19 protein-coding genes are annotated in these 22,992 nt (G+C 63.9%); 12 read left to right on the top strand and 7 right to left on the bottom strand.

The window, feature by feature from the left end:
- Window positions 1-41: 41 nt before the first annotated feature.
- Genes sctP through sctU form a run of 3 tightly spaced genes read right to left on the bottom strand, consistent with a single transcriptional unit; the run spans window position 42 to window position 3,711 of the window.
- Entirely contained in the window at window positions 42-707 is a 666-nt protein-coding gene (sctP, locus tag A7D16_RS09335) for a type III secretion system protein SctP (protein WP_064631957.1), read from the bottom strand.
- Complete coding sequence (locus tag A7D16_RS09340; protein WP_064631959.1) at window positions 707-2,629, bottom strand: FHIPEP family type III secretion protein; 1,923 nt, start codon at window positions 2,627-2,629, stop codon at window positions 707-709. The genes sctP and A7D16_RS09340 overlap by 1 nt, the downstream gene beginning before the upstream one ends.
- A gap of 8 nt (window positions 2,630-2,637) precedes the next feature.
- Entirely contained in the window at window positions 2,638-3,711 is a 1,074-nt protein-coding gene (gene sctU, locus A7D16_RS09345) for a type III secretion system export apparatus subunit SctU (RefSeq protein ID WP_064631961.1), read from the bottom strand.
- A 213-nt stretch (window positions 3,712-3,924) separates the two neighbouring features.
- Between sctU and A7D16_RS09350 the strand changes: the two genes are divergently transcribed.
- From A7D16_RS09350 to sctC, 9 genes are all read left to right on the top strand, one after another.
- Window positions 3,925-4,380, top strand: coding sequence for an HrpB1 family type III secretion system apparatus protein (locus tag A7D16_RS09350; RefSeq protein ID WP_064631963.1), 456 nt, complete (start codon window positions 3,925-3,927; stop codon window positions 4,378-4,380).
- Between the two features lie 33 nt (window positions 4,381-4,413).
- Complete coding sequence (locus A7D16_RS09355; RefSeq protein WP_064631966.1) at window positions 4,414-4,809, top strand: type III secretion protein HrpB2; 396 nt, start codon at window positions 4,414-4,416, stop codon at window positions 4,807-4,809.
- 1 nt (window position 4,810) lies between these two features.
- The gene (gene sctJ, locus A7D16_RS09360) at window positions 4,811-5,575 is read left to right on the top strand and encodes a type III secretion system inner membrane ring lipoprotein SctJ (RefSeq protein WP_064631968.1); all 765 of its coding nucleotides are present in this window, start codon (window positions 4,811-4,813) and stop codon (window positions 5,573-5,575) included.
- A 9-nt stretch (window positions 5,576-5,584) separates the two neighbouring features.
- On the top strand, window positions 5,585-6,214 hold the full coding sequence (locus A7D16_RS09365; RefSeq protein WP_064631970.1) for a type III secretion protein HrpB4: 630 nt from the start codon (window positions 5,585-5,587) through the stop codon (window positions 6,212-6,214).
- Window positions 6,199-6,900: a type III secretion system stator protein SctL gene (gene sctL / locus A7D16_RS09370; RefSeq protein ID WP_064631973.1), complete on the top strand. Its 702-nt coding sequence runs from the start codon at window positions 6,199-6,201 to the stop codon at window positions 6,898-6,900. Before A7D16_RS09365 ends, sctL begins: the two co-directional genes overlap by 16 nt.
- Window positions 6,890-8,218: a type III secretion system ATPase SctN gene (sctN, locus tag A7D16_RS09375; RefSeq protein WP_064631975.1), complete on the top strand. Its 1,329-nt coding sequence runs from the start codon at window positions 6,890-6,892 to the stop codon at window positions 8,216-8,218. The genes sctL and sctN overlap by 11 nt, the downstream gene beginning before the upstream one ends.
- Window positions 8,211-8,720 carry a type III secretion protein HrpB7 gene (locus A7D16_RS09380; protein WP_064631976.1) on the top strand — a complete coding sequence of 170 codons (510 nt, stop codon included), beginning with the start codon at window positions 8,211-8,213 and terminating at the stop codon, window positions 8,718-8,720. Before sctN ends, A7D16_RS09380 begins: the two co-directional genes overlap by 8 nt.
- Entirely contained in the window at window positions 8,717-9,547 is an 831-nt protein-coding gene (sctT, locus tag A7D16_RS09385; RefSeq protein ID WP_064631978.1) for a type III secretion system export apparatus subunit SctT, read from the top strand. Before A7D16_RS09380 ends, sctT begins: the two co-directional genes overlap by 4 nt.
- 178 nt (window positions 9,548-9,725) lie before the next feature.
- On the top strand, window positions 9,726-11,552 hold the full coding sequence (gene sctC, locus A7D16_RS09390; protein WP_064631980.1) for a type III secretion system outer membrane ring subunit SctC: 1,827 nt from the start codon (window positions 9,726-9,728) through the stop codon (window positions 11,550-11,552).
- A gap of 79 nt (window positions 11,553-11,631) precedes the next feature.
- Here sctC and xopA read toward each other — a convergent pair whose 3' ends face one another.
- A complete protein-coding gene (gene xopA / locus A7D16_RS09395) occupies window positions 11,632-12,012 on the bottom strand; it encodes a XopA/Hpa1 family type III secretion system protein (RefSeq protein WP_064631982.1) in 381 nt (126 codons plus the stop codon).
- A 467-nt stretch (window positions 12,013-12,479) separates the two neighbouring features.
- Between xopA and A7D16_RS09400 the strand changes: the two genes are divergently transcribed.
- The gene (locus A7D16_RS09400; RefSeq protein ID WP_239686977.1) at window positions 12,480-12,962 is read left to right on the top strand and encodes a lytic transglycosylase domain-containing protein; all 483 of its coding nucleotides are present in this window, start codon (window positions 12,480-12,482) and stop codon (window positions 12,960-12,962) included.
- Between the two features lie 84 nt (window positions 12,963-13,046).
- On the opposite strand, the gene A7D16_RS23725 is transcribed toward A7D16_RS09400, so the two are convergent.
- The 3 genes from A7D16_RS23725 to A7D16_RS09415 all read right to left on the bottom strand — a co-directional run bounded on the left by A7D16_RS23725 (window position 13,047) and on the right by A7D16_RS09415 (window position 19,269).
- Window positions 13,047-14,174, bottom strand: a complete 1,128-nt coding sequence (locus tag A7D16_RS23725; protein WP_239686976.1) for a hypothetical protein — start codon at window positions 14,172-14,174, stop codon at window positions 13,047-13,049.
- 1,654 nt (window positions 14,175-15,828) lie between these two features.
- Window positions 15,829-17,979, bottom strand: coding sequence for a type III secretion system effector avirulence protein AvrBs2 (gene avrBs2, locus A7D16_RS09410; protein WP_064631986.1), 2,151 nt, complete (start codon window positions 17,977-17,979; stop codon window positions 15,829-15,831).
- Window positions 17,980-18,111: 132 nt separating this feature from the next.
- Entirely contained in the window at window positions 18,112-19,269 is a 1,158-nt protein-coding gene (locus tag A7D16_RS09415) for an ROK family protein (protein ID WP_064631988.1), read from the bottom strand.
- 106 nt (window positions 19,270-19,375) lie between these two features.
- On the opposite strand from A7D16_RS09415, the gene A7D16_RS09420 reads away from it, so the two are divergent.
- Window positions 19,376-22,039, top strand: a complete 2,664-nt coding sequence (locus A7D16_RS09420; protein WP_064632002.1) for a TonB-dependent receptor — start codon at window positions 19,376-19,378, stop codon at window positions 22,037-22,039.
- A 10-nt stretch (window positions 22,040-22,049) separates the two neighbouring features.
- Window positions 22,050-22,838, top strand: coding sequence for a DUF1868 domain-containing protein (locus A7D16_RS09425; protein WP_064631990.1), 789 nt, complete (start codon window positions 22,050-22,052; stop codon window positions 22,836-22,838).
- The last annotated feature ends 154 nt before the right edge of the window (window positions 22,839-22,992 follow it).

A 22,992-nucleotide genomic window follows, 5' to 3' on the forward strand; every position in this document is an offset into this window, starting at 1 on the left:
ACGGGATCCCTCCTTATGGCGATGCTGCCGCGTGTGCGGCGTCAGACAACCTCGATGCTGAGCTGGAGCGTGTCACTCAGCGTGGCCTTCAGTGCGGTATCCAGGCGCTTCTTCTCGGTGCAAAGTACCTCGCGCGCGTCCGGCGAGCCGGTGTTGAAGCGAAGCGATAGCTGGTCTGGCGAAAGCCGCAAAAACAAGGTGGTTAGCGCAAGCAGGTCGTGGTTGATGTCCAGCCACGCCTCCCAGGTGCCTGCGCCGCGTACCTGCGTGGCGTTGCAGAACTCGGCCACGCGCAGCGCGATGTGATTGATGGCCATCTGCGCGCGCTGAGTGCGGATCCACTCGGTAGCGATCTGCCGCCCCAGCGCGTCGCTGTCATTGCCTCGAGCGATCTGTCGATGGTGACCCTGATCGAGACACAATGACGGGTCGCTTCGCACCTGCGCAGGGTCATGCTCTTCGTTTGCCACATCCACATCCACATCCATATCCCCAGCATCCTCAACGTCGGGCTGCGGCGGATAGTCGTCGCACTCCTGCGGCAACAGAGCGTCCGGTACCGCGAGCTGCGCGCCAGTCAAACGTCGTCGTAATTGCATGAAGTTGGCGCGTTGCGCCAGCCGCAGCGGCGTTGCCGGAGCCGCCGGCCGCAGCGGTGCACCGGCGAGCGGCAGGATGCGCACATGGCGGACAGGCGGCTTGCGCATCAGGCGACCACTCTGCCGATCGGCTGCAGCTGCACCTCCGCGCCCAATTCCTGAAACGAATAGACCTCCAGCCAACCCAGCCGCGCCTCGATCATGCGACGCACATAACGGCGCACGTCCATCGATGCGACCACCGCCAGTGGATGCCGTGCGTGATCGCCCACGATGCGCTCCACCTGCTCAACGAGCTGACTGGCCTGCTCCGGTGGCAGGGCCAGGAAATTGCCGGCCGGAGTGGCGCGAATCGACTGCCGGATCAGTTGCTCCACAGCATGGTCGAGCATCACTGCAGGCAGGTTCCCGGTGCCTGCGGTCGCGGTATGCGCAAGATAGCGGCCGAGATCGCAGCGCACATACTCGGTGAGCATCAGCAGATCCTTTTCCTTGGGCCCCCACACCACCAGACTCTCCAGAATGCTCTTGATGTTGCGCACCGGGACGCGTTCTTCCAGTAGCCGTCGCAACACATCGGCGATGCGCTGGGCCGGCATCGCCTTGTTGACCTCGGCGACCAGCCCGGGATAGTCCGCGCCAACCTGTTCAAGCATCCATTGCGTCTCCTGGATGCCGACGAACAGGTGCGCGCGTGCATGCAGCGGCGCAATGGCCTGCTGGGCCAGTGCCTTTTGCATGTCTGCGGTGTCGCTCAATTCGGCACGGGTCTCGGGCACGTCGTGGATCAACACTTCGTACTGCAGGTCCTGCAGGGATTCGCTCTGCCATATCGCGATCCCCGGGAACGGCAACCCTAGCAGCTCGACCAATTGCCTGCGCTCGCTTTCGATCGCCTTATCCAGCAGCGTCGGATCGAGCCTTGCAGCCAGTTGCGGCGACAGCCGCATCGACAAGGGCGAGGCGAAATCGGGCGCGCTTTTGCGGATGTGCGGCGCATCGCCTTTGGCGCCCTTGCGGCTGGTCGATGGCAGCGTCGGTTGGTCAGTGCCGCTGATGTCGCGTTGCCTGCGCCAGATCGTGTAGCCGCCGGCACCGACCGCCGCCGCCAGCAGCAGGAACAGCAGCGCCGGAAATCCCGGCACGAACGCAAAGCAGGCCAGCAGCACGCTCGCTGCCAGCAAGGCGCGCGCGTTGCTGGTGAGCTGGCGGCCGATGTCGAGCCCGAGCGAGCTGATCTTGGTCTCGTTCTCGTTGGCCACGCGGGTGATCATGACGCCGGCCGCCACCGAGATCAGCAGCGAGGCGATCTGCGACACCATCGCATCGCCCACCGACAGGATCGCAAAGCGGTTGGCGGCCTCGCCCGCGCTCATGCCGTGGTAGGTCACGCCGACCACGATGCCGGCCAGGATGTTGACCATGGTGATCACCAGGCCGGCGATCGCATCGCCCTTGACGAATTTCATGGCGCCATCCATGCCGCCGTGCAGTTGGCTCTCGATGGCCAGCCGCGCGCGTTTGTGGCGTGCTTCGTCCGCGGTCAGATTGCCGCCGCGCAGGTCGGCATCGATGCTCATCTGCTTGCCGGGCATCGCATCCAGGGTGAAGCGCGCGCCGACTTCGGCAACGCGTTCGGAGCCTTTGGCGATCACGATGAACTGCACCGTGGTGATGATCAGGAACACCACCAGGCCCACCACCAGATTGCCGCCCACCACCAGCTCGCCGAAGCTCTCGATGATATGGCCAGCCTCGGCGTGCAGCAGGATCGATTTCGTCGACGCGATGTTCAACGACAGCCGCAGCAGCGTGGTGAACAGCAACAACGAGGGAAACGACGACAGCGAGATCGAGTCGGGCACGTACATCGTGACCATCAGCAACACCACGCTCAGGGTAATGTTGATGCCCAGCAGCGTATCGATCAACGGGGTGGGCAGCGGCAGGATCATCAAGCCGATGACCGCGACCACCAGGGCGGCGATCGCCACTTCGCCGCTGTATGCAAAATACCGTGTCAAGCGCATGCGATCTCCTAGCAGGACAGCGGGCTGCTGCCGTCGTCGTGGTCGCGGCCGAGTTCATCCACCCAGCGCAACACCACCGCCACCGTTTCGAACAGCGCCTCGGGCACAGCGTCGCCCAGTTCGACCTGATGCAGCGCACGCGCCAGCGGTGGATTGGCCACGATCGGAATGCCGTGGTTGTGCGCAAATGCGCGCAGTTCCAGCGCACCGTCGTCCACACCCTTGGCAACGACCTGCGGCAGGCCGAAGCCGTCCGGCTCGTAGGCGAGTGCGACCGCGTAATGGGTCGGATTGACCACCATCACCTTGGCCTTGGCGACCCGTTCGCGCGGGTCGCCGAACACCAGTTCCTTGGCAAATTCCTTGCGCTTCCCCTTCACTTCCGGGTCGCCGTCGCTTTCCTTGTGTTCGCGCTTCTGCTCGTCCTTGCTCATGCGTTTGTCGCGGATGAATAGCCAGTGCTGCACACTCCAATCCGCTGCGCCAACCAACACGAACACCAGAACCGCCAGGGAGCACAGCGTGCCCAGCGTACGCCAGCCGATCTGGGCGATGTCAGGCGTAGGCTCGTAGGCAAGCCCGATGATCATCGGCATGAGCGCGCGTATCCCGAACCACAGCACCACACCGATCAGGATGGCCTTGACGCCCAGCTTCAGCAGGTTGATGAGACTGCGTAACGAAAAGAGTTTTTTGACGCCGTTCACGGGATTGAGCGAATCGAACTTGGGCGTCACCGGTTTGAGCGAGGCATTCAGACCGGTCTGGAGAAAAGTGCCGATCAACCCGGCGGCGAGGCAGGCGACCAGGAACGGCAGTATCAGCAACACTCCCTGGATGGCGATGCGACCGAGCGCGCGGTTCATGGCTGTTGCATCGAGTGTATTGGCGGTGAAATCGAAGCCGATCGACATCAATGTGCGCATGTGCTCGACACAGTAACTGCCGGCCAGTTTCATCACCAACAGAGCACCGAGCAGCACCGCAGCTGCGGTTACGTCCGGGCTGATCGGGATTTCCCCATCCCTGCGCGCGTCCTGCAGTTTCTTTTCGGTCGGCTTCTCGGTCTTCTCATCCGACATGGTGCTCTCCGGCCGCTGTCACTCCGTGCGGATTGTGGTTGAGCCGTTGCCCGACAATTCGCTTCTGAGGCGAACGTGTGCGCAGGTCGGCGAAGTCAGTAAGGTTTGTTCGCCAAAGTATTCCGATGTTCGCTTCTGAAAACTTCTGCTGGGCGCGGACGCGTAGCGTTATGCACGCATGCTGTCCGCAGCCATTGAATGACGAGGTGCTGTATGGAAAAGATCGAATGCCCCGGCGCGGTCGTGAGTGGTCTGATCGAGCTGATCACGGTCGGGCTGACCCACGAAAAAATCGACGAGGCCGCAGCGGTGCTGGCCGCAGTTCGGGTGCTGCGGCCGGAGCTTAAGGCGCTGGATACCTTCGATGCGTGGATTTCGATCAAACGCGGCAATTATCTGGAGGGCGCCCGCCTGCTGCGTGAGCTGGAGGCCGATGCGGGTTCCAAGCCGTTGTGCAAGGCCTTGTACGCGTGCTGCCTGTTTGCAGTGGGCGACCAGTCGTGGCATGGCATTGCAGAGGGGCTGATCGAAGAGGACGCCGATGCCGACGCGGTCGGCCTGGTCAAGGCGCTGTCCGGACGCTACACCCCGACGCCCGAGCCAGTGGAGGCGCAGATTGAATCCCCGGTACAGATGGAAGTTCCCAACGCGCAGTACTTGCGCGCCTGAGCATCGCCAGACCCGACCCCGCCGGAGCATGTCATGACGCTCATTCCACCCGTCCCACCGATCACCGCAGGTAGCGGTGTTTCCACGCAAGCGTTATCGCCGACGGCGGCGGCGCCGAACCAGGCGCTGGTCAACCGCTTTCAAGCGTTGATGCAGTCTTCAAGTCCGTTGCCGCCTGCCATGCAGCGTGTGGGAGAGCCCAGCATGATGAGCCGGGTGATCGATGTGCAGAATGATGGCGTGCGCACCATGACCGAGCATATCGATGCTTTCAGCATGCAGGCGCCAACCATGGGGCTGCAGGAAATGACGGCGCAACAGATAAAGTTGATGCACGAGCTGACGATGGTCGGCTTCAACCTCAATGTCAGCGTCGGCGTGGCGCAGTCGGGCAAGAACGCCGTGCAGACACTGTTCAAGAACCAATAGCATGCGCGCGCTCAGATGCATGGTGGTGTTGCTGGTGGCACTGCTGCTGTCTGCCTGCAGTCAGCAGCTGTATTCCGGGCTCACCGAGAACGATGCCAATGACATGCTTGCGGTACTGCTGCGCGCCGGTGTGGATGCGGAAAAGGTCACGCCGGATGATGGCAAGACCTGGGCGGTCAATGCACCGCACGATCAGGTGTCGTATTCGCTTGACTTGCTGCGCGCGCACGGCATGCCGCATGAGAGGCACTCCAATCTCGGCGAGATGTTCAAGAAAGACGGCCTGATCTCCACACCTACCGAAGAACGCGTGCGTTTCATCTATGGCGTTTCGCAGCAGCTGTCGCAGACCTTGTCGAATATCGATGGCGTGATCGCAGCCGACGTGGGAATTGTGCTCCCCAACAACGACCCGCTCTCGTCATCGGTCAAGCCCTCCAGCGCCGCGGTGTTCATCAAGTTCCGTGTCGGCAGCGATCTGACCAGTCTGGTGCCTAACATCAAGACCTTGGTGATGCACAGCGTGGAAGGACTGACCTACGAAAACGTCAGCGTCACGCTGGTGCCGGGCGGTGCGGAGAACGATGCGCAGTTCGCCGCATCGGCGCCGCCACGTACCTGGCCTTGGCCATGGCTGGTCGGAAGCGCGCTGGCGCTGTGCGTGGCGGTTGCTGCGGCAGCGCTGTATTGGTGGCCGAGCGCCGATGCGCGCCGCTGGGGCGGCTGGCAGCGCCTGCGCGCGTTGACCAGAAAAAATGCCGGTTGAGGTCAGCGGATGGACAACGCACGGATCGACAACACAGTACGGTGGATTCAACGCTGGACGGCCATGCTGGCGGCATTGGCGCAATCGCTGGATGCCGCGCGGGTAGCGCATTGGCTTGGTCCGGTCGCAGCGATGGGCTGGGCGCAGGCGCCTGTGCATCGGCGTTTGCGCGTGATTCAGGTCTGGTCGGGGTGGTCGGGCTTGCCGCTTGCGGCGCTCGATCCGCCGGCTAGCACGCTGGTCCTGCTCACGCCCGCCTCGCTGGCCAAGGTGCTGATCAGCCGTGCCCTGTTCTCGCGCGGATTGGCGCTGCGCCGCTGCATCGAGCGCGAGCGTCTGGACTGGTTCGAGCAGCTTGTGGGGCCAGCGGTGCTTGAGCATGTGCGCCAGCGCGCGGTCACCGGCCTGCCCATGCCGCTGTTGCCGCGCGATGCCGATCAGGTGGCGTGGATCGGGGATGGCTGGCGTCGGCTGCAGGCCGATGGTGTGTGGCCCGATCCCGGCGTGGCCAAGCTGCTGGCGCTGTCCTTGCCGCTGGGCGCTGCGCAAGTGGCGCCTGTCGCCGCAGACGGCGAGAGCACTGCATTCCTGCACGCGCTTCCCACCCTGTTGCCGGAGCCGCCATGCGTCTGTGGCTGAGGTCCACACCCGAGGCGGTCGGCCTGGACTGCGATGTCATTCCGCGCGAGGCGTTGGCCTCGGTGCTGGCACTGGATGCGGCAACCGCGCAGGTGCACGCACGTTGCGCGCAGACCTTGGCCGATGCGCAGGCACGTGCACAGGCGCTGATCGACGAGGCGCAACAGCAGGCCGAGGCGATCCTCAAGGATGCCCAGGACAAGGCCGAGCGCAGCGCACGCCTGGGCTATGCAGCGGGGCTGCGCCATCAGCTCGATACGTGGAACGAGCGCGGCCTGCGGCATGCCTTCGCCACCGAGGCAGCCGCGCAGCGTGCACGCGAGCGCCTGGCCGAGATCGTCGCGCGCGCGTGCGAACAGGTCGTCCACGGGCACGATCCCGTCGCGCTGTATGCGCGTGCCGCACAGGCATTGGAGGGCGCCCTGGACGAGGCGAAGTCCCTGCGGGTGAGCGTGCATCACGATGCGTTGGACGACGCACGGCGCGCCTTCGATGAGGCCGCGGCGGCCGCAGGCTGGAGCATGCCGGTGGAGCTGTGCGGCGACGCGAGTCTGGCGCCGGGCGCCTGCGTGTGCGAATGGGATACCGGCGTGTTCGAGGCCGATCTGCGTGATCAGCTACGCAGTCTCCGGCGAGTCATTCGCCGGGTGTTGGCCACGCCGCAGGCGGTGTCGGATGCTTGCTGAGATGCCGCTGCTGGAGACGGCGCTCGAGCGCGAATTAGCCGCGCTCGCGTTCGGCCGCCGCTACGGCAAGGTGGTCGAAGTAATCGGCACCATGCTCAAGGTGGCCGGTGTACAGGTCAGCCTGGGCGAGGTGTGCGAGTTGCGCCAGCGCGATGGCAGCCTGTTGCAGCGCGCCGAGGTGGTGGGGTTCAGTCGCAATCTCGCCTTGCTGGCGCCGTTCGGCGAGCTGGTCGGGTTATCGCGCGAGACACGTGTGATCGGATTGGGGCGGCCACTGGCGGTGCCGGTCGGATCGGCGCTGCTGGGACGCGTGCTCGATGGCCTGGGCGAGCCTGCGGACGGGCAGGGACCGGTTGCCTGCGATACCTGGGTACGGATCCAGGCGCAGGCGCCCGACCCGATGCGCCGGCAGTTGATCGAACACCCCATGCCGACCGGCGTGCGGATCGTCGATGGCTTGATGACGCTGGGCGAAGGCCAGCGCATGGGCATCTTTGCTGCAGCCGGCGTAGGCAAGAGCACCTTGATGGGCATGTTCGCGCGCGGCACGCAATGCGATGTCAATGTGATCGTGCTGATCGGCGAGCGCGGGCGCGAAGTGCGCGAGTTCATCGAGATGATTCTTGGCGAAGAGGGCCTGGCACGCAGCGTGGTGGTGTGTGCGACCTCCGATCGCTCCTCCATCGAGCGCGCCAAGGCCGCCTACGTCGGCACCGCCATCGCCGAGTACTTTCGTGATCAGGGCATGCGCGTTCTGCTGATGATGGACTCGCTGACCCGCTTTGCCCGCGCGCAGCGCGAGATCGGTCTGGCCGCCGGTGAGCCGCCGACGCGTCGCGGCTTTCCACCGTCGGTGTTCGCCGAGTTGCCGCGCCTGCTTGAACGTGCCGGCATGGGCGAGAGCGGCTCGATCACCGCGTTCTACACCGTGCTGGCCGAAGACGACACCGGCAGCGATCCCATCGCCGAAGAAGTGCGCGGTATCCTGGATGGGCATCTGATTCTCTCGCGCGAGATCGCTGCCAAGAACCAGTACCCGGCCATCGACGTGCTGGGCAGCCTGAGCCGGGTGATGAGCCAGATCGTGTCCGCACAGCAATGCCAGGACGCCGGCCAGTTGCGGCGCCTGCTGGCCAAGTACAACGATGTGGAGACCCTGCTGCAGGTCGGCGAATACCGCCAGGGCAGCGATACAGTCGCCGACGAAGCAATCGCCAGGATCGATGCAATTCGCGATTTCCTCAGCCAGCCCACCGATGAGCTCAGTGACTATGAAGCCACGTTGGAGCAGCTTGCAAACGTGATCGACGATGCGTGAGCGTGCGAACACCTGGACAACATTGCAGCAGCTGAAGACGCGCCGCTGCGAGCGTATGCAGGAGCGCCTGAGCGAGTGCAAGCATGCGCTGGAACAGTGCGAGCGCGAACGCGCCAATTGCAGTCAGGAGGCCGACGCCTGCACCACGCGCCTGGCCACGTTCGACGCTGCGCTGGTCGATAAGGCCGGTGCGGGTGAGCCGATCGGTATCGACACCATCCTGCAGCACGAGCGCTTCCGCGCAGTGCTGCAAGAGCGCTGCCACGCAGCCGAACAAGCGCTCGCGACGGCCGGGCAGGCGCTTCAGAGCGCACGCGACGAGCTTGCATCCGTGCAACAGGCAGTGAGCAAGCTGCAGGCACAGGCGCAGATGTATGCAGAAAAAGCTGCCAGTGCGCGCCGTGCCCGGCAAGCGCACCGCGAAGCGGCAGAGGAAGAAGACGCGATCGAAGCGCTGGTGGCACTGCGCGCGTATCGTGCCGCACCCGGGGTGGCGCGATGAACGACACCGCCAACGCGTTGCTGGCGCTTTCATCGCAGGGTCTGTCGCTGGTGACGTTGCTGGCGCTGTGCGGGGTGCGTGTGTTCGTGATGTTTTCCGTGCTGCCGGCAACCGCGCAGGACAGCCTTCCCGGTATGGCGCGCAACGGCGTGATCTATGTGCTGAGCTCGTTCATCGCGTATGGGCAACCGGCTGACGCGCTGGCGAGGATCCAGGCGTCCGGCCTGGTGGGGGTGGTTTTCAAGGAAGCCTTCATTGGCCTGCTGATTGGCTTTGCTGCATCGACAGTGTTTTGGATCGCCGAGAGCGTGGGCCTGCTGATCGACGATCTGTCCGGTTATAACAATGTACAGATGACCAATCCGCTCAGCGGGCAGCAGAGCACGCCGGTCTCCACGGTGTTGATGCAGCTGGCGATCGTATCGTTCTACGCGCTGGGCGGCATGTTGATGCTGCTCGGCGCGTTGTTCGAATCGTTTCGCTGGTGGCCACTGAGCCAGCTCTCGCCGGACATCGGGGCGGTTGCCGAGTCGTTCGTTATCCAGCAGACCGACGGCATGATGGCGGCAATCGTCAAGCTGTCCGCGCCGGTGATGTTGGTGCTGGTGCTGGTGGATCTGGCCATCGGCTTTGTGGCGCGCGCCGCCGACAAGCTGGAACCTTCAAATCTGAGTCAGCCGATCCGTGGGGTGCTGGCGTTGCTACTGCTCGCCTTGCTGACCAGCGTGTTCATCGCGCAATTCGGTGAAGCACTCGGGTTCCTGCATTTCCAGCAGCAGCTGCACGATGCCGCGACCATGAGCGGAAAGGGAGGCGTATCGCACTGATCTTTGTTGAGACATTCCCAGCCGCGCGCTGCCTACACTGAGCGCACGACCGCTGGATGTACGGCCGACGCCTTGGTGCGCGGCTCGGCGGCATCCGGCACGCAATCCTTCGGCCGGCGCCTGCATGCCAAGCGCTGCGGCTATCAACTTCTTTCACTTGCCTCGCAGAGGGAACGCCATGGCATATGCCTCTAGTCCAGTTCACCGCCACCGCCGCGCACCGTTGGCCGCTGCACTGCTGCTCGGCCTGTTGCCGCTGCTGCCGCCGCATGCCAATGCCGCGCAGGTGCCGTGGCATTCGCGCACCTTCAAATACGTTGCCGACCACAAGGATCTCAAGGAGGTGCTGCGCGACCTGTCCGCCAGTCAATCCGTCACCACCTGGATATCACCGGAAGTGACCGGCACGCTCAGCGGCAAGTTCGAAGCCAGCCCGCAGAAATTCCTCGACGATTTGTCTGCCACATTCGGCTTCGTCTGGTACTACGACGGTGCCGTGCTCAGAATCTGGGGCGCCAACGAAACCAAGAATGCGACCTTGAATCTGGGCGCCGCATCGACGAGTGCGCTGCGCGATGCGCTTGCGCGCATGCGGCTGGACGATCCGCGCTTTCCGGTCCGTTACGACGAGGCGGCGCACGTGGCGGTGGTGTCCGGCCCGCCGGGGTATGTGGATACCGTCACCGCGATCGCCAAACAGGTCGAGCAGGGCGCACGCCAACGCGATGCCACCGAAGTGCAGGTGTTTCAGCTGCATTATGCGCAGGCGGCCGATCACAGCACCCGTATCGGTGGGCAGGACGTCCAGGTCCCGGGCATGGCCAGCTTGTTGCGTAGCATGTACGGCGTGCGTGGCGCGCCCGCAGCAGCGCGGCCCGGGCCGGGCGCCAATTTCGGGCGGGTGCAACCGATCGGCGGTGGCTCGTCCAATACTTTCGGCAATGGCGGTCAGGGCCAGAACGGTGGTGGCAGCAACACCGGCATTCTCGGATTGCCTGCGTCGTGGTTCGGTGGCGGATCGTCGTCCGATCGGGTGCCGGTCAGTCCGCCGTTGCCGGGCAGTGGCAATGGCGCCAATGCGCCGGCCAGCGTGTGGCCGGAGATGAGCCAGGCCCGCCGCGATACGCCGCTGTCGGTGGACGCCGGCAGCGGTGGCGAGCTGGCCTCCGACGCGCCGGTGATCGAAGCCGACCCGCGCACCAACGCAATTCTCATTCGCGACCGCCCGGAGCGGATGGCCGCCTATGGCACGTTGATCCAGCAGCTCGACAACCGCCCCAAGCTGCTGCAGATCGATGCCACCATCATCGAGATCCGCGACGGTGCCATGCAGGATCTTGGTGTCGACTGGCGGTTTCACAGCCGGCGCGTGGATGTGCAGACCGGCGACGGGCGTGGCGGCCAGCTTGGCTACGATGGCAGCTTGAGCGGGGCCGCAGCGGCAGGTGCAACAGCTCCATTGGGTGGCACGCTGACGGCGGTTCTGGGGGATGCGGGGCGTTACCTGATGACACGCGTCTCGGCGCTCGAGCAGACCGACAAGGCCAAGATCGTGTCTACCCCGCAGGTGGCGACGCTGGACAATGTGGAAGCGGTGATGGATCACAAGCAGCAGGCATTCGTGCGGGTCAGCGGTTATGCATCCGCAGACCTCTACAACCTGTCTGCGGGCGTGTCGCTACGCGTCCTGCCGAGTGTGGTGCCGGGGTCGCCCAATGGGCAGATGCGCCTGGATGTGCGTATCGAAGACGGGCAGCTGGGCACCGATACCGTCGATGGCATTCCCGTCATCACCTCCAGCGAGATCACCACCCAGGCATTCGTCAACGAAGGCCAGAGCCTGCTGATCGCCGGGTATGCCTCCGATACCGATCAGACCGCTCTGAACAAGGTTCCCGGACTCTCCAAGATCCCGCTGGTCGGTAACCTGTTCAAGCATCGCCAGAAGAGCGGGCAGCGTTTGCAGCGCTTGTTCTTGCTGACCCCGCATATCGTCTCGCCCTGAGCAACGCTTCGGGGTTGCAGCCGATGCTGTAACAACATGCAGGCTGCCGCGTGGCGCGGCAGCCTGCATGCATTGCCAATCAGGCTTGGCCGGTGATGCTCGACAGGTTGGCGTTGAAACCGCCACCGAAACTGTTGCTGCCCAGGCTGCTGTTAACCGAACCGCCACCGCCCTGGTTCTGCATCAGCTGCATCACGATCTGCATCAGCATCTGCGTCAACGGACTCAGACCGTCCTGCTGACCGTTCTGCGGCTGTTCGTCTCCGCAGTCCTGATTGGCATCGCTGCCCTGGCTCTGCTGGAGCATCATCATGATGAACATGGCGAGCAACTGATCCAGCTGTTGCTCGGAGTCAGCCGAAGGCGAGCGCTGACTCGAATTATGGGATTGCTGGGGCCCGATGCCCATCGTCTGAAAATTACTGAAATTCGAGAAGTTGTTTCCGATAGATGAGTCCATGTTGATTCCGTCTCATGTGGGTGAACTGGATACACCGCCGATTGCCGGAAAGCTGCTTCGGCAAGATCGTAATGGGAGCCCTGTGCTGCCCCCGACGGCAAGGTAGAAGAGGCAACCGCGAGACATCTGCAAGGACGCGAAAGCGCGCTTTTGCTTGCGAACCTGGCTGCCGAAAAATGCCAGAAATACAGAAGAGAACAGCTGCGTTACAACGATGCGTGCTGCGATTTCGTTTATGCCATAGGCGCTTCGTCCAGCATGGGCGTGCGTGTGCACAGCGCTGTTATGGTATTGCGATAGGGCGGAGCGACGGATCAACCTGGGGTGCGTATCCACTTCGCTGGGTTGCTGGAATCAACGACGATCAGGTGGCAGACATGACAGATACCGATACGCCGACCACGTGTCCGTCCGTGCACGGCACGCGTGTTCGGCGTCCAAAGCATTGGGCCATGTTCTCCAGGAACATGCGCGTGGGCAAACGATGGTGCGCGCACCAGCCCCGGCATGTTGCCGCGCCTCGGGGACGCGTGTTGATTGCAGCGGCGTTGCTATGCGCCGCGCCGCTCGCACGCGCAGACTGTTTTGAAGAAGCCGCCAGTTATCAACATGTCAATCCCTGGGTGCTGCGCGCCATTGCGTGGCAGGAATCGCGTGGCCGTGCCGATGCGATCCATCGCAACAACAACGGTACTATCGATTATGGAAGGATGCAGATCAATTCGATCCACCTACGGCGCCTCTCCAGTTACGGTATCTCCAGAGACGCGTTGATGCATCCTTGCGTCAGCGTGTATGTGGCCGCTTGGCGGCTGCGCGAGATGACCAATAAATACGGAAATACCTGGGCCGCTGTGGGCGCCTATCATTCCGAAACGCCCGCGGAGCGCGATAAATACGCGCACGCCATTCATGCGATTCTGATCAGGCGCGGTGTGGTTGTCGAATGACGCTGTCGCGACCGCAGTAGAGCGTGTAGTGGAGTACATCGCCGCGCCCACCGGGTGGCGAGCGCGGCGGTTTGAGCGCTGTGCCTATTCAGGCTGCGCGCGAGATGCTTCAGCGCCGCGAACTGCCGCCTCGGCCTGCCAGGTGGCACCGATGGTCTTGTATTGCGTGCCGGCGACCACGCCGCTTACCGTATTGGCGAGCAATCCGCTGCGTGCAGGCGACAACCCGACCCAGGCGCCAATCATGCTGATGGCGGTACCGAGCGCGATATTGGAGTTGATGGCGGCCGTGCGTGCGACCGAGTGATCCATTACCCGCTCGTAATCCTCGCGCTTGGCTTTCCACGCTGGTTCCCAGATTTGCCTGGTCCCGGCTTCGTCGGCTTCGTGCTGGGTGACGTTGATCCAGTCCAGCGTTTCCAGGCCGACGTTCAAGGCGGCGTTCACTGCCGATTGACGAAAGATGACGCTGGTTGCTTCGCCTTTGGTGAAAGGCGAGTTCAGCCCTGCCCAGCGCTGCTTGGCCGCTGCAACGTCCGGCGATGCCAGCTCGTTCGATGCCAGGTTGGTCAGCACGTTGGCCATGCCGTAGAACCTGCCGGCGCTGGTGATGTGCGGATCGCTGATTCCGCCATTAGTGGGTCCGGCCATTCCCACCATCTTGAAAGTCGCCTGGATGGTGTCGCGCGCTGCGGCATAAGCGGCGATCTTCAGATCGCTGGCCAGCAGCCTGGCCGCCATCTCCGGTTGGCCGGATGCTTTGCCGGCCGCACCCACGGCGATGTTGCTCAGGATGCCGCCCAGCGCAAGCCGGGTGACCAGATCCGAGTAATGTTGCTGCTCGGCTTTCTTGTCGTTGCGTTCGTCTTCGGACAAGGCATCCCATTGTTCGAGACTGAGATTGTGGAAGCCTTGCGCTGCTGCGTCTGAGTTGCGTTTCTCGCGGTTGCTTCGCAGCGTATGCAGCGCCATCTGCAGCGTGCCCGACACAGCCTGCAGGGCGACGACCGCTTCGGGCGGGAGCTGGCGAAGAGCGGCAAACAATCCCTCGCCCAGCAACTCGCGCGCGAAGGTGGTCGGCCCCACTGAAGTGGACTGGTGCACCAGGTGCCCCAGCGCAGCGCCCAGGTATTGCTTGTCAAAACTGATCGGTAGTGCGCCGCGCGCTGCAGCCATCACCGCGGTGGCGGTCGGTCCAAGGACGGTGCGCACGCCATGCGCTGCGCCGGTTCGGATCGATGCAGCCAGTGCACCCAAACGCTCGGTGCGTGTCGTTGCGGTGGTAGTTGCAGATGTGTGCACTGGCGGATATGGAGGCGCAGAGTATTGTTGCGGAATGGAAGAAGGTCCTGCCGACGAAAAGGACTCGTCGGTCTTGAAGAAGTGCTCGCTGCTGCTCTCGTTGGCATGCAGCAGCGGGCTCTTACCGGTGTGTTGGGGTCTGTCGGCAGTGTTGCCAGATCCTTCGCTGCGTTCCGAGTCGCTGCGTCGTCCGCAAGGCCTACGAGCCAGGCCCGACAGTGCAGGGTCCACCGCAGGTGACGGTGTCTCGTTGCGCTGTTGTAGTGGTGGCATTTCGATCACCACCTCTCCACTCGTCGACCGCGTTGGCTGGGAAGTGCTAGCTGAAGGGATCTTCGTCACGGCATGTCCTCGCTGTGGGAGAAATGGCGGCGTTCCGCCGCCTGGGCTTGCGGGGCTGTTGATGTGTGGCGTTGACGGCCGGCACATCATTCAATGGACGCATAGCAGTGCCAGCCGCGATTGCAGCGCACGGATCGCTGGTGGCAGAGCCTATGCCTCGATCAACGTGGGACCACGGTCGACGTGCGGCACGCAGACACCGTCTTGCGTGCCGCCATCAGCGGTTCGGGTAAACACAGTGTGAAATTCTTTGCGTGCAATCGAAGTGCTCAGGCGGGCCTTCGCATTCATGGCCACCTTGTGAGGCATGCGTCGTCGTCAGTGACTCGAAAATGCCATCAAGCCGGAGATTCGGGGCGCTTCAATTGCGAAATGATCATTCCTTAACGGAATAGGAGATTCCGTGTAGCGATGGAGTGTGTCTGCCGTTGGTTGCGTCTTGCCTACCCGACCATACCCTCGTGCTCGCAGCAGCGATTACCGTGAAGATGCGGCATGGTTGGGATAAGGGCACAGCGCAAGCAGTGAACGCTTCATGGCTGACGCTGCGCGAGCAGGGCATGCCTGTGGCCTGCTTTGGGTCAACGCAACGAGCAATAGAATTCATCACCGTACAAGTGAGAGCAGTGAGTGATGTTTCTCCGCCACGAAAGCGGACAGAAGAAAAAGCGAATCCATCTATTGAGCCGCGCTCAGCACGGATCTCAGACTGCTCGCGCTACGCTGGACAAGGCTTATTGCATTTCCCCGATCCGACAGCTTGCGTGTGCTAGGGATATCATCCAACGGCCTTCCCGCTCTTATTCGAATGTTCTAAATTATTGCTCCCTACTCTAGGCCAACGGTCCGTTCTTAGGGGGCTCCCACATCCGATCCTGCATCCAGGCAATGACACGGGCACGGGCGTCGTCGTCGTCGTGCGGCAGCCTGCTCGAAGATGGGGATATGGTCGAGCTGCTGGATGGCAATGTGCGCCGGCTCCCTGATCGTACGGCACAGTAGCGGGCGCACCTCCTTAGGTTGGCCCACCTTTCTTCCAGTGCCTAACACGCACAGATGTCACGCGCCAGCTCCTTGCTATCGGGCGAGCGCTCGAACGCGGTGACAGTGATTGTCGTGGTCGAAAGACGCTCCTGCGATCTGCGTCTTTGGGTGTAGCGCCCAGACCGGAAGTGTGGCGGCATGTCGGTAACGCGCCTAGCGCAGCAGCGCTTGACCAGCCTCAATACTCTGGTTCGATCTGTTCGGCCTGCGCGTTGAGATAGTGGGTCAACGGTGCTCCGCGGTACTGCTCGTCCAGTCTTCCCAGCGATTCGGCGCGAGCATCCACCGCGCGCCGTGCCGCAGGATCCTGCTGGAGTTCTGCGCTATGGTCCAGGACGCGGCCTTCGCGCACTGCCGCCACCAGGTCCGGGTCGACCGGCTTCGATGCCGCGCGGAATTCGCGGGTGCGCTGCTCTACGATCGCCGCATCGCGCGCGGTATCGATTGGAGTATCTGGCGGCAGGTCCAATTCCATGCCGGTATGGCCACGCGCCAGCGTGCGGTTTTCCAGCAGCGCGAGCAGTTCTTCCTCGGGCTGGTCGGTCAACAGGCTTTCGCCGGCCTCGCGAAAGGCACCGGCGGTGGTGCGCTGAACCCCAAAGGCTTCGCCGCTGAGCTTTTGCATCTCGCCGAAGTTGCGCCAGACGTAATAGTCCTTGTCGTGATTGGCGCGCGGCAGGGAGAAATCCTCATACCGGTAACCGGACGAAAACGCCGCCTGCGCGTAAGCCGAGTCCGGCTGACGCAAGTGTGTGCGTGTCAGTTCCATGGCCTTGCCCGCGGCGCTTTTCTGATCGGTGGCCACCGCCTCCACGATGACCGGGCGCATCTTGTTCCAGCTTTCTAACCATTGCACTGCGGTCTCGGCCAGCCCCTCGGGGCTATCGTCCTTGCCCGGGAAAAAATCGCGCAGCTGCGGGTCGGCCAGCATGCCCTGACTGAAGACCGGTACCACATTGATCTTGGCCAACAGCCGGTGGAGTGCAGCACGGCGGGGCGCATCCTGGGAGTGCAGCGGATTGATCTGATAGTGCTTGTACAGATTGGACACAAACTGATCGAAGCCGCCCGTGTAGTACTTGGCGTATAGCTTGATCGCTGATCCCTGGCGCAGGTCCGGCCGGCGCATTAGCAGCATCGCCACCGCCTCGCCAGTGTCTTCCTTGCAATCCAGCGCCACCGACATCGCCTCCGGCTTTTGCAACGCGAGCTCAAGCGCCTGTTCCACGGCGGCAATGGTCTGATCAGTCTTGATAAAGTTGCCATCGGCCGGGTTGCGGATCACAAGCGGCATATCGCGCAGCTGGGCAAACGGCACCTGCGAGACCAATCTGTTCTGCGGGTCGTCGGTCATGCGGCCGATACTGAAGTCGTGCATCAATACCGGCACGCCATCTGCACTGACTTCGACATCCAACTCCAGATTGCGATACCCCTGTGCGTAGGCGCGATCGATGGCGGCAAGCGAGTTTTCCGGAATGCCGGCGTGGTTGTCGAACAACCCCCGGTGCACCATCACGTCCTTGCCCAGCGCGCGCGTGCTGGGCGCCTGGAAATAGTTTTCGTGGATCAGCTCCTTGCGGTGCTTGCGCAGCAGCGCGTCCTTGCCGGCTACCAGATGATGGTCGTTGGCCTTGAAAAACGCTGCGCCGCCATCGCGCGCCGGCACCTCGCGGCCGTGATAGCGCGCGGCGTGCTGCAACTTACGACGCGGCTGCGTGGGTGTGGCGGGCTGCAGCCAGTCCGGCGTTGCCAGCCCATGACCGCGCAGATCCAGCACCTTGCGCAATGCGGTACGCGCTGCATCGCTGAAGGTGTCGCCAGACGCAAATGCGCGCTGCAGATCGAAAATGATGCGGCCTTGCTGCGTATCGACCAGCACCGTGCCTGCCGCTGCACTGGCGCACTCGGGTAGCGCCTTGGCCAGGGCGTTGAACGCGGCTCTATCCAGATACACCGGCTGCAGCTCTCCAGCTGCAAACTTTGCTGCAATGCTGTCCTTCTCGGGCGCGATACCGGCTTGCGCGAGGTGGGTGGCCAGCTTGCTTTGCAGCGCTTGCACCGTGATCTGCCTTGCCTGCACTTCAGCCAGCCGCTGCTCCGAAAACTCGCCGTCCAGCGCCACCAACGCCTGCTTGCCGGTCATCGCGCTGTCGTTCAATGGCACCAGCGGTGGTGCGACGGCACCCTGGCGACGAGGCCGTGCACGCAAGGGCGGGTCGCCGCCTGGTACGTGCGGCACCTCCATCGGGGTGATTGCACTGGTGTGCGTTGGTGTTGCCAGCGCGGTGGTGTGCGTGGAGGCTGGTTGCAAAGGAGCAAGACGCATGACGACCTCAAGAGCACTGCGGGCGACCAGTAAAGCGCGTGCCATATGACAATTCGCAACCGAGGCGAAGTATGCCGCTGCGATGCGAAACGATGCCCTAGGCACACCGCATCATGTGGCCCGGCGCCTGCGCTAAAACAGCGCTTCCTTGAACGGCAGCAAGGCCGCGCCCAGCACCGTGGCATGTGCCTGCACCTGCCCGACCAGTAACGCCGGATACGGCGATGCAACGCCGCGCCGTGGCGCGGGCTCGAAGGCGATACGGGCGATCAGCCGCTGCGCAAGATCGGTCGGCAAGCGCGCGCCGAAGACGATGACGCGCGGGTCGATCAACGCGATGATCGCTGCGACCGCCAGCGTCACGGTGGGTTGCACCACATCCAGCCAGGCGTCGATCTGCGGCCATGCCGCATCGTAGTGCTGTAGCATGGTGTGCAGGTCCGGCAGCACATGGCCATCGGCGACCAGCGCCTGGCGCAGGCTTTCCAGCGTCGGCCGCGCACTGCCGGTCATGGCCGAGATGCGCCCCAGTTCGCCGACATTGCCGTGCGCGCCGCGCTGCACGCTGCCGGCGGCGATCACGCCAGCGGCGAACCCGTCGGCGATCGACAGATAGACCAGATCCGGCCATTGGCGGCCGACCCCATACAAGGCTTCGGCCAACGCGGCGCAATGGGCGTCGTTGTCCATCCATACCGGCAACTGCAGACGTTCGGAGATGAACCGGTCTAGCTCGACCTGCATCCATTCGGCGGCCAGCGAGAGCGGCGGATTGACCCGCGTGCCGTCGCCGATGCGTGGGCCGGTCATGCTGACGCCCACCCCGAACAGCTGCTGCCGGTCTACACCGGTTGCCTGCAGCAACTGATCCACCAGCTCCGGCAACCGCGCTGCGACCAGATCCAGCGTCAGCGGGAACGCCGTGAGCTGGCGCATGCCGCACACCTGCCCGGCGAAGTCGATCAGCACCACCGCGATGCCATCGACCATCAATGAGACCCCCACGCTGAACGCGTAACCGGGAACCAGACTCAGCTGCACACTCGGTTGGCCGCGACCACGCCGCAGCGACGGGCCGAGCTGGAGCAGGCCGTGTGCGACCAGCGGGTCGATGATGCCCTTGGTGCCGGGAACACTGAGCCCGCTGGCGCGCGGCAGATCGGCACGCTCCACCTGGCCGGCGCTACGGATCAGATCCAGCAACGCACGCTCGCTGGAACCGGCGGCCTGCCCGTCGCTGCGACGGCGGTAGTGCGAACGAATGGCTGCTTGGGCGAAGAAGGAAGACATAGGAGGGGCAAAGGACGGTTGTTGTCACACAAGCTTAAATTAAGCAAACTAATTTAATCCGCCTGCGGCTACCACGTTGGGGCCGCCCGACATCGCGGATCGTGCCATGCGCCTGTTACATGCCTCTCCCACTGCCCATCTGTCTGTGCCCGGTCTGGCCAGCGTTCCGCAGCGTCGCACATTGTCATTCGCGCTGGGCATGGCCTTGCTGTGCTGGATGCTCGCGCCGGCGCAGGCCACCGAGGCGCCGGCCGATGCCTCGGCGCAGACCCTGGATGCCGTGCAGGTCCGCACCTCCTTCCAGTCGCAGAACACGCGTGCCATCGCCACCAAGCAGGCCGCGGCCACCATCGTGGATTCGGTCGCCGCCGACAGCATCGGGCAATTGCCGGACTTCAACGTGGGCGATGCGCTGCGCCGGGTCACTGGCGTGAGCACTGTCGAGTACCAGGGCGAACCACGCTACGTGACGGTGCGCGGCCTCAACGGCAACTACAACAGCATGCTGATCGACGGCTTTGCGTTTGCCAGCAACGACATCGGCAGCCGACAGGCGCTGATGGATGTGCTGCCGGCCAACTTCGTCGACCGCATCGACGTGGTGAAGTCGCTGCTGCCGGAAAACGATGGCGGCGCGATCGGTGGCGTCACCAATCTGGTCACCGCGACCGGCTTTGCCCGCCCCGATGGCCTGCTGACCGCCTCGGCCAAGGGCGGCGCCAACCTGATGGGGAGCCGCTATGGTGGCCGCACGCCGGTGGGCGAAGGCGAGCTGAAATGGGGCAAGCGCTTCGGGCGTGACGGTGAGTTTGCATTCCTGGGTGCGGCCAGCCTCTGGCGCCGGGAGATATCGGTGCCGCAGCAGGAAAACGGCGGCGCCCTGAACTGGTACAACGCCGACGGCACGCGCGCGCCGCTGGCCTATGGCGTCGTCGGCGCGGCGGTGCCCAGCGAACGGCGCTGGTACAACTACGACAACACCCGCGAACGCCGCGGCCTGACCATGCGCGTGGATTGGCAGCCGGACGGCCCGCTCAGCGGCCATGTGTCCGGCTACACGTTCCGCCAGCGCGAAGCCTCCGACCGCGATACCCAGGCCGCCCAGGTGCAGAACAGCGCGCGCCTGACCCGCAGCGGCCCGCAAAGCGGCACGCTGGACAACCTCAACCAACTCGTCGAGTTAGGGCAACTGCGCTGGAAGCGCGGGCTGTCCGGCATCAACGGCGAGCTGCTGGCCGAGCTGCCCGCGCAGTGGCGCGGCGCCCTGCGGGCAAGCACCTCGCGCGCCACGGTGGACAACCCGCAGACCTGGGACCGCTTCCAGCAGAACCGCCTGGCCTACGGCTTCGATTGGAGCGGCACCCTGCCGACATTCACGCCTCTGAACCCGGCGCTGGCCGACGACCCGACCCGCTACGGCAACCTCAACCACCAGCAGGAACGCACGACCTACGCCGAACGGGTGAGCGACCTGCAACTGGAGCTACGTCGCAACATGGACGAAGACAGCCAGGGGCTGGGCCTGGCCTTGGGCATGCGCCAGGTGCGCACGCACATGCAGACCGCGTTCCAGCGCACTACCTGGAGCGGGTTGCCGTATGCGCTGGACGATGTGCTGGGCAACCCGACCTGCGCCCTGGGCTGCAACATGCCGATGCTGACCATCGACCCGGCACTGGCCGACGCACGTTGGGACGCCGTTGCCGGCCAGGCGCGCGGGGTCCTGGACACCACCGCGCAGAACAGCGGCACTTACGACGTGGATGAGCAGGTACGCGCCGGCTTTGCCCAGGCGCAGTGGCGTGGCGAGCGCTGGCGGTTGGCCGGCGGCGTGCGCCTGGAGCAGACACGCTTTGGCAGCAGCGGCCAGCAACTGAGCGGAACCACCTCGACCCCGGTCAGCGCGCAGCGCACCTACCGCAACTGGCTGCCGTCGCTGGCCGGCCAGGTGCAGACCAGCGCCAACGGCACGTTGCGCTTTGGAGTGTCCCGCTCGATCGGGCGACCGCGCCTGGACCAGATGGCATTGAACGGCGGCGTGCTCACGCTGGGCAGCACCCCGCCTACGCTGAACCAGGGCAACCCGGATCTGCAGCCGCGCCGCTCGCAGAATCTGGACCTTGGCCACGACTGGATCTTCGACGATGGCGGCAGCCTGCTGTCGATCGCGCTGTTCCACAAGACCATCGACGATGAGATTTTCCGTTACGGCCAGCTGCAGACCATCAATGGCGAGCAGGTGCTGGTCACCCAGCCGCGCAACACCGACCGCCCGGTGCGCATGCGCGGTGCCGAACTCGGCGCAATCAAGGAACTGGGCCCGTGGCTGCCCGCGCTTGCCGGGCTGTCAGTCGGCGCCAATGTCACCTTCCTGGACGTGGACTACCCGGTGGTGCTCGGCGATGGCTCGCGCACCACGCTCTCGGTGTTGCCGCAGCAGCCCAAGCAGTTATGGAACCTGACCCTGAACTATGCCCGTGGGCCGCTGCGCAGCTCGCTGGCGTGGAGCCGCACCGGCGAACTGTGGGACGACCGCTACCCCAACTACAGCAGCCAGCAGGAGTTCTATCGCAACCGCTACCAGCAACCGCTGGACCGCATCGATCTGAAACTGGCCTGGGACGTGTCGCCAGCGGTGGCCGTGAGTCTGGACGTGCTCAACCTGGCTGGACAGGGCTACCAGTACCACATCGGCCGCAATCAGGAATACGTGCAGTCGGCCTGGAAGATGGCCCCCACCGTGATGCTCGGCGTCAACGTCAAACTCTGAGGAGCTGTGCATGTCGTCATGTCTGGATACCCCCTTCAGCCGCCGCCAGCTGCTGGCCGCTGTTGCAGGTACCGCGGTGTTGGCCACCGCCCTGCCCACGCTGGCCGAGACACCGCCACCGCCGGATGTGGGCCGCAAGTTCCTGCACTCCAGGCGGCCGATGCCGTTTGCCGGCAACACGTTCGTTGGCCATCTCGAACAGCAGGGCGACGGCTACGACAGCTTCGACCACGTGCTGGACATCTATCGCGAATTGCCCGAGCACCGCTTCGCCAGCAAGTTCGCGCTACTGCCGCCAAGCAGCTATCACGTGACCTTGCTGGGCGGGGTCAACGAGAGCGACCGCGCGCATGGGCCATGGCCAACTGATATGGCCCGCGATGTCGCACTGAGCGAGATCAATGCTGCGTTTTTATCGCGGCTGGCGCAACGCAGTGCTGCGCCGCTGGGTGCATGCAGCTTTGTGGTCAATCCAGCAACGGCAAAGACTGGCGCCAACGACAATCTGCTCATCCCGCTGAAACCTGCGAACGCGCCGACCGCACAACGGTTGGAAACAGCGCGCCACGCATTGATGACACTGACCCGGCTGCAGCGCCCGGACTACACCAACTTCCAGTTTCATATCTCGTTGGCCTACCTGTGCGAGACGCTCGATCCTGCAGAGCAGGCTGACTACCGTGCTGCAGTCGGCCACTGGCTCAAGCGACTCGCCGCTTCGGGGCCTATCACGATTCCGCGTTTTCATTTTTGTACGTTTGCCGATATGGATGCGTTTCGGACATTGCGCGAGGTGTGAAGTGGAGGTTTGAGAGTGAGAAATTGGCGACGTCCCCCCGATTTTGAGTAGCGCCGCAGTTTGGAGTCCAATTCCCTACCCGAAGGAGATTGGACGTGAAGAAGCGTTTTACTGACGAGCAGGTCATCGGCTTTCTGTGTGAGGCCGAAAGCGG

The sequence above is a fragment of the Xanthomonas nasturtii genome (assembly GCF_001660815.1).
GTDB lineage: Bacteria > Pseudomonadota > Gammaproteobacteria > Xanthomonadales > Xanthomonadaceae > Xanthomonas > Xanthomonas nasturtii.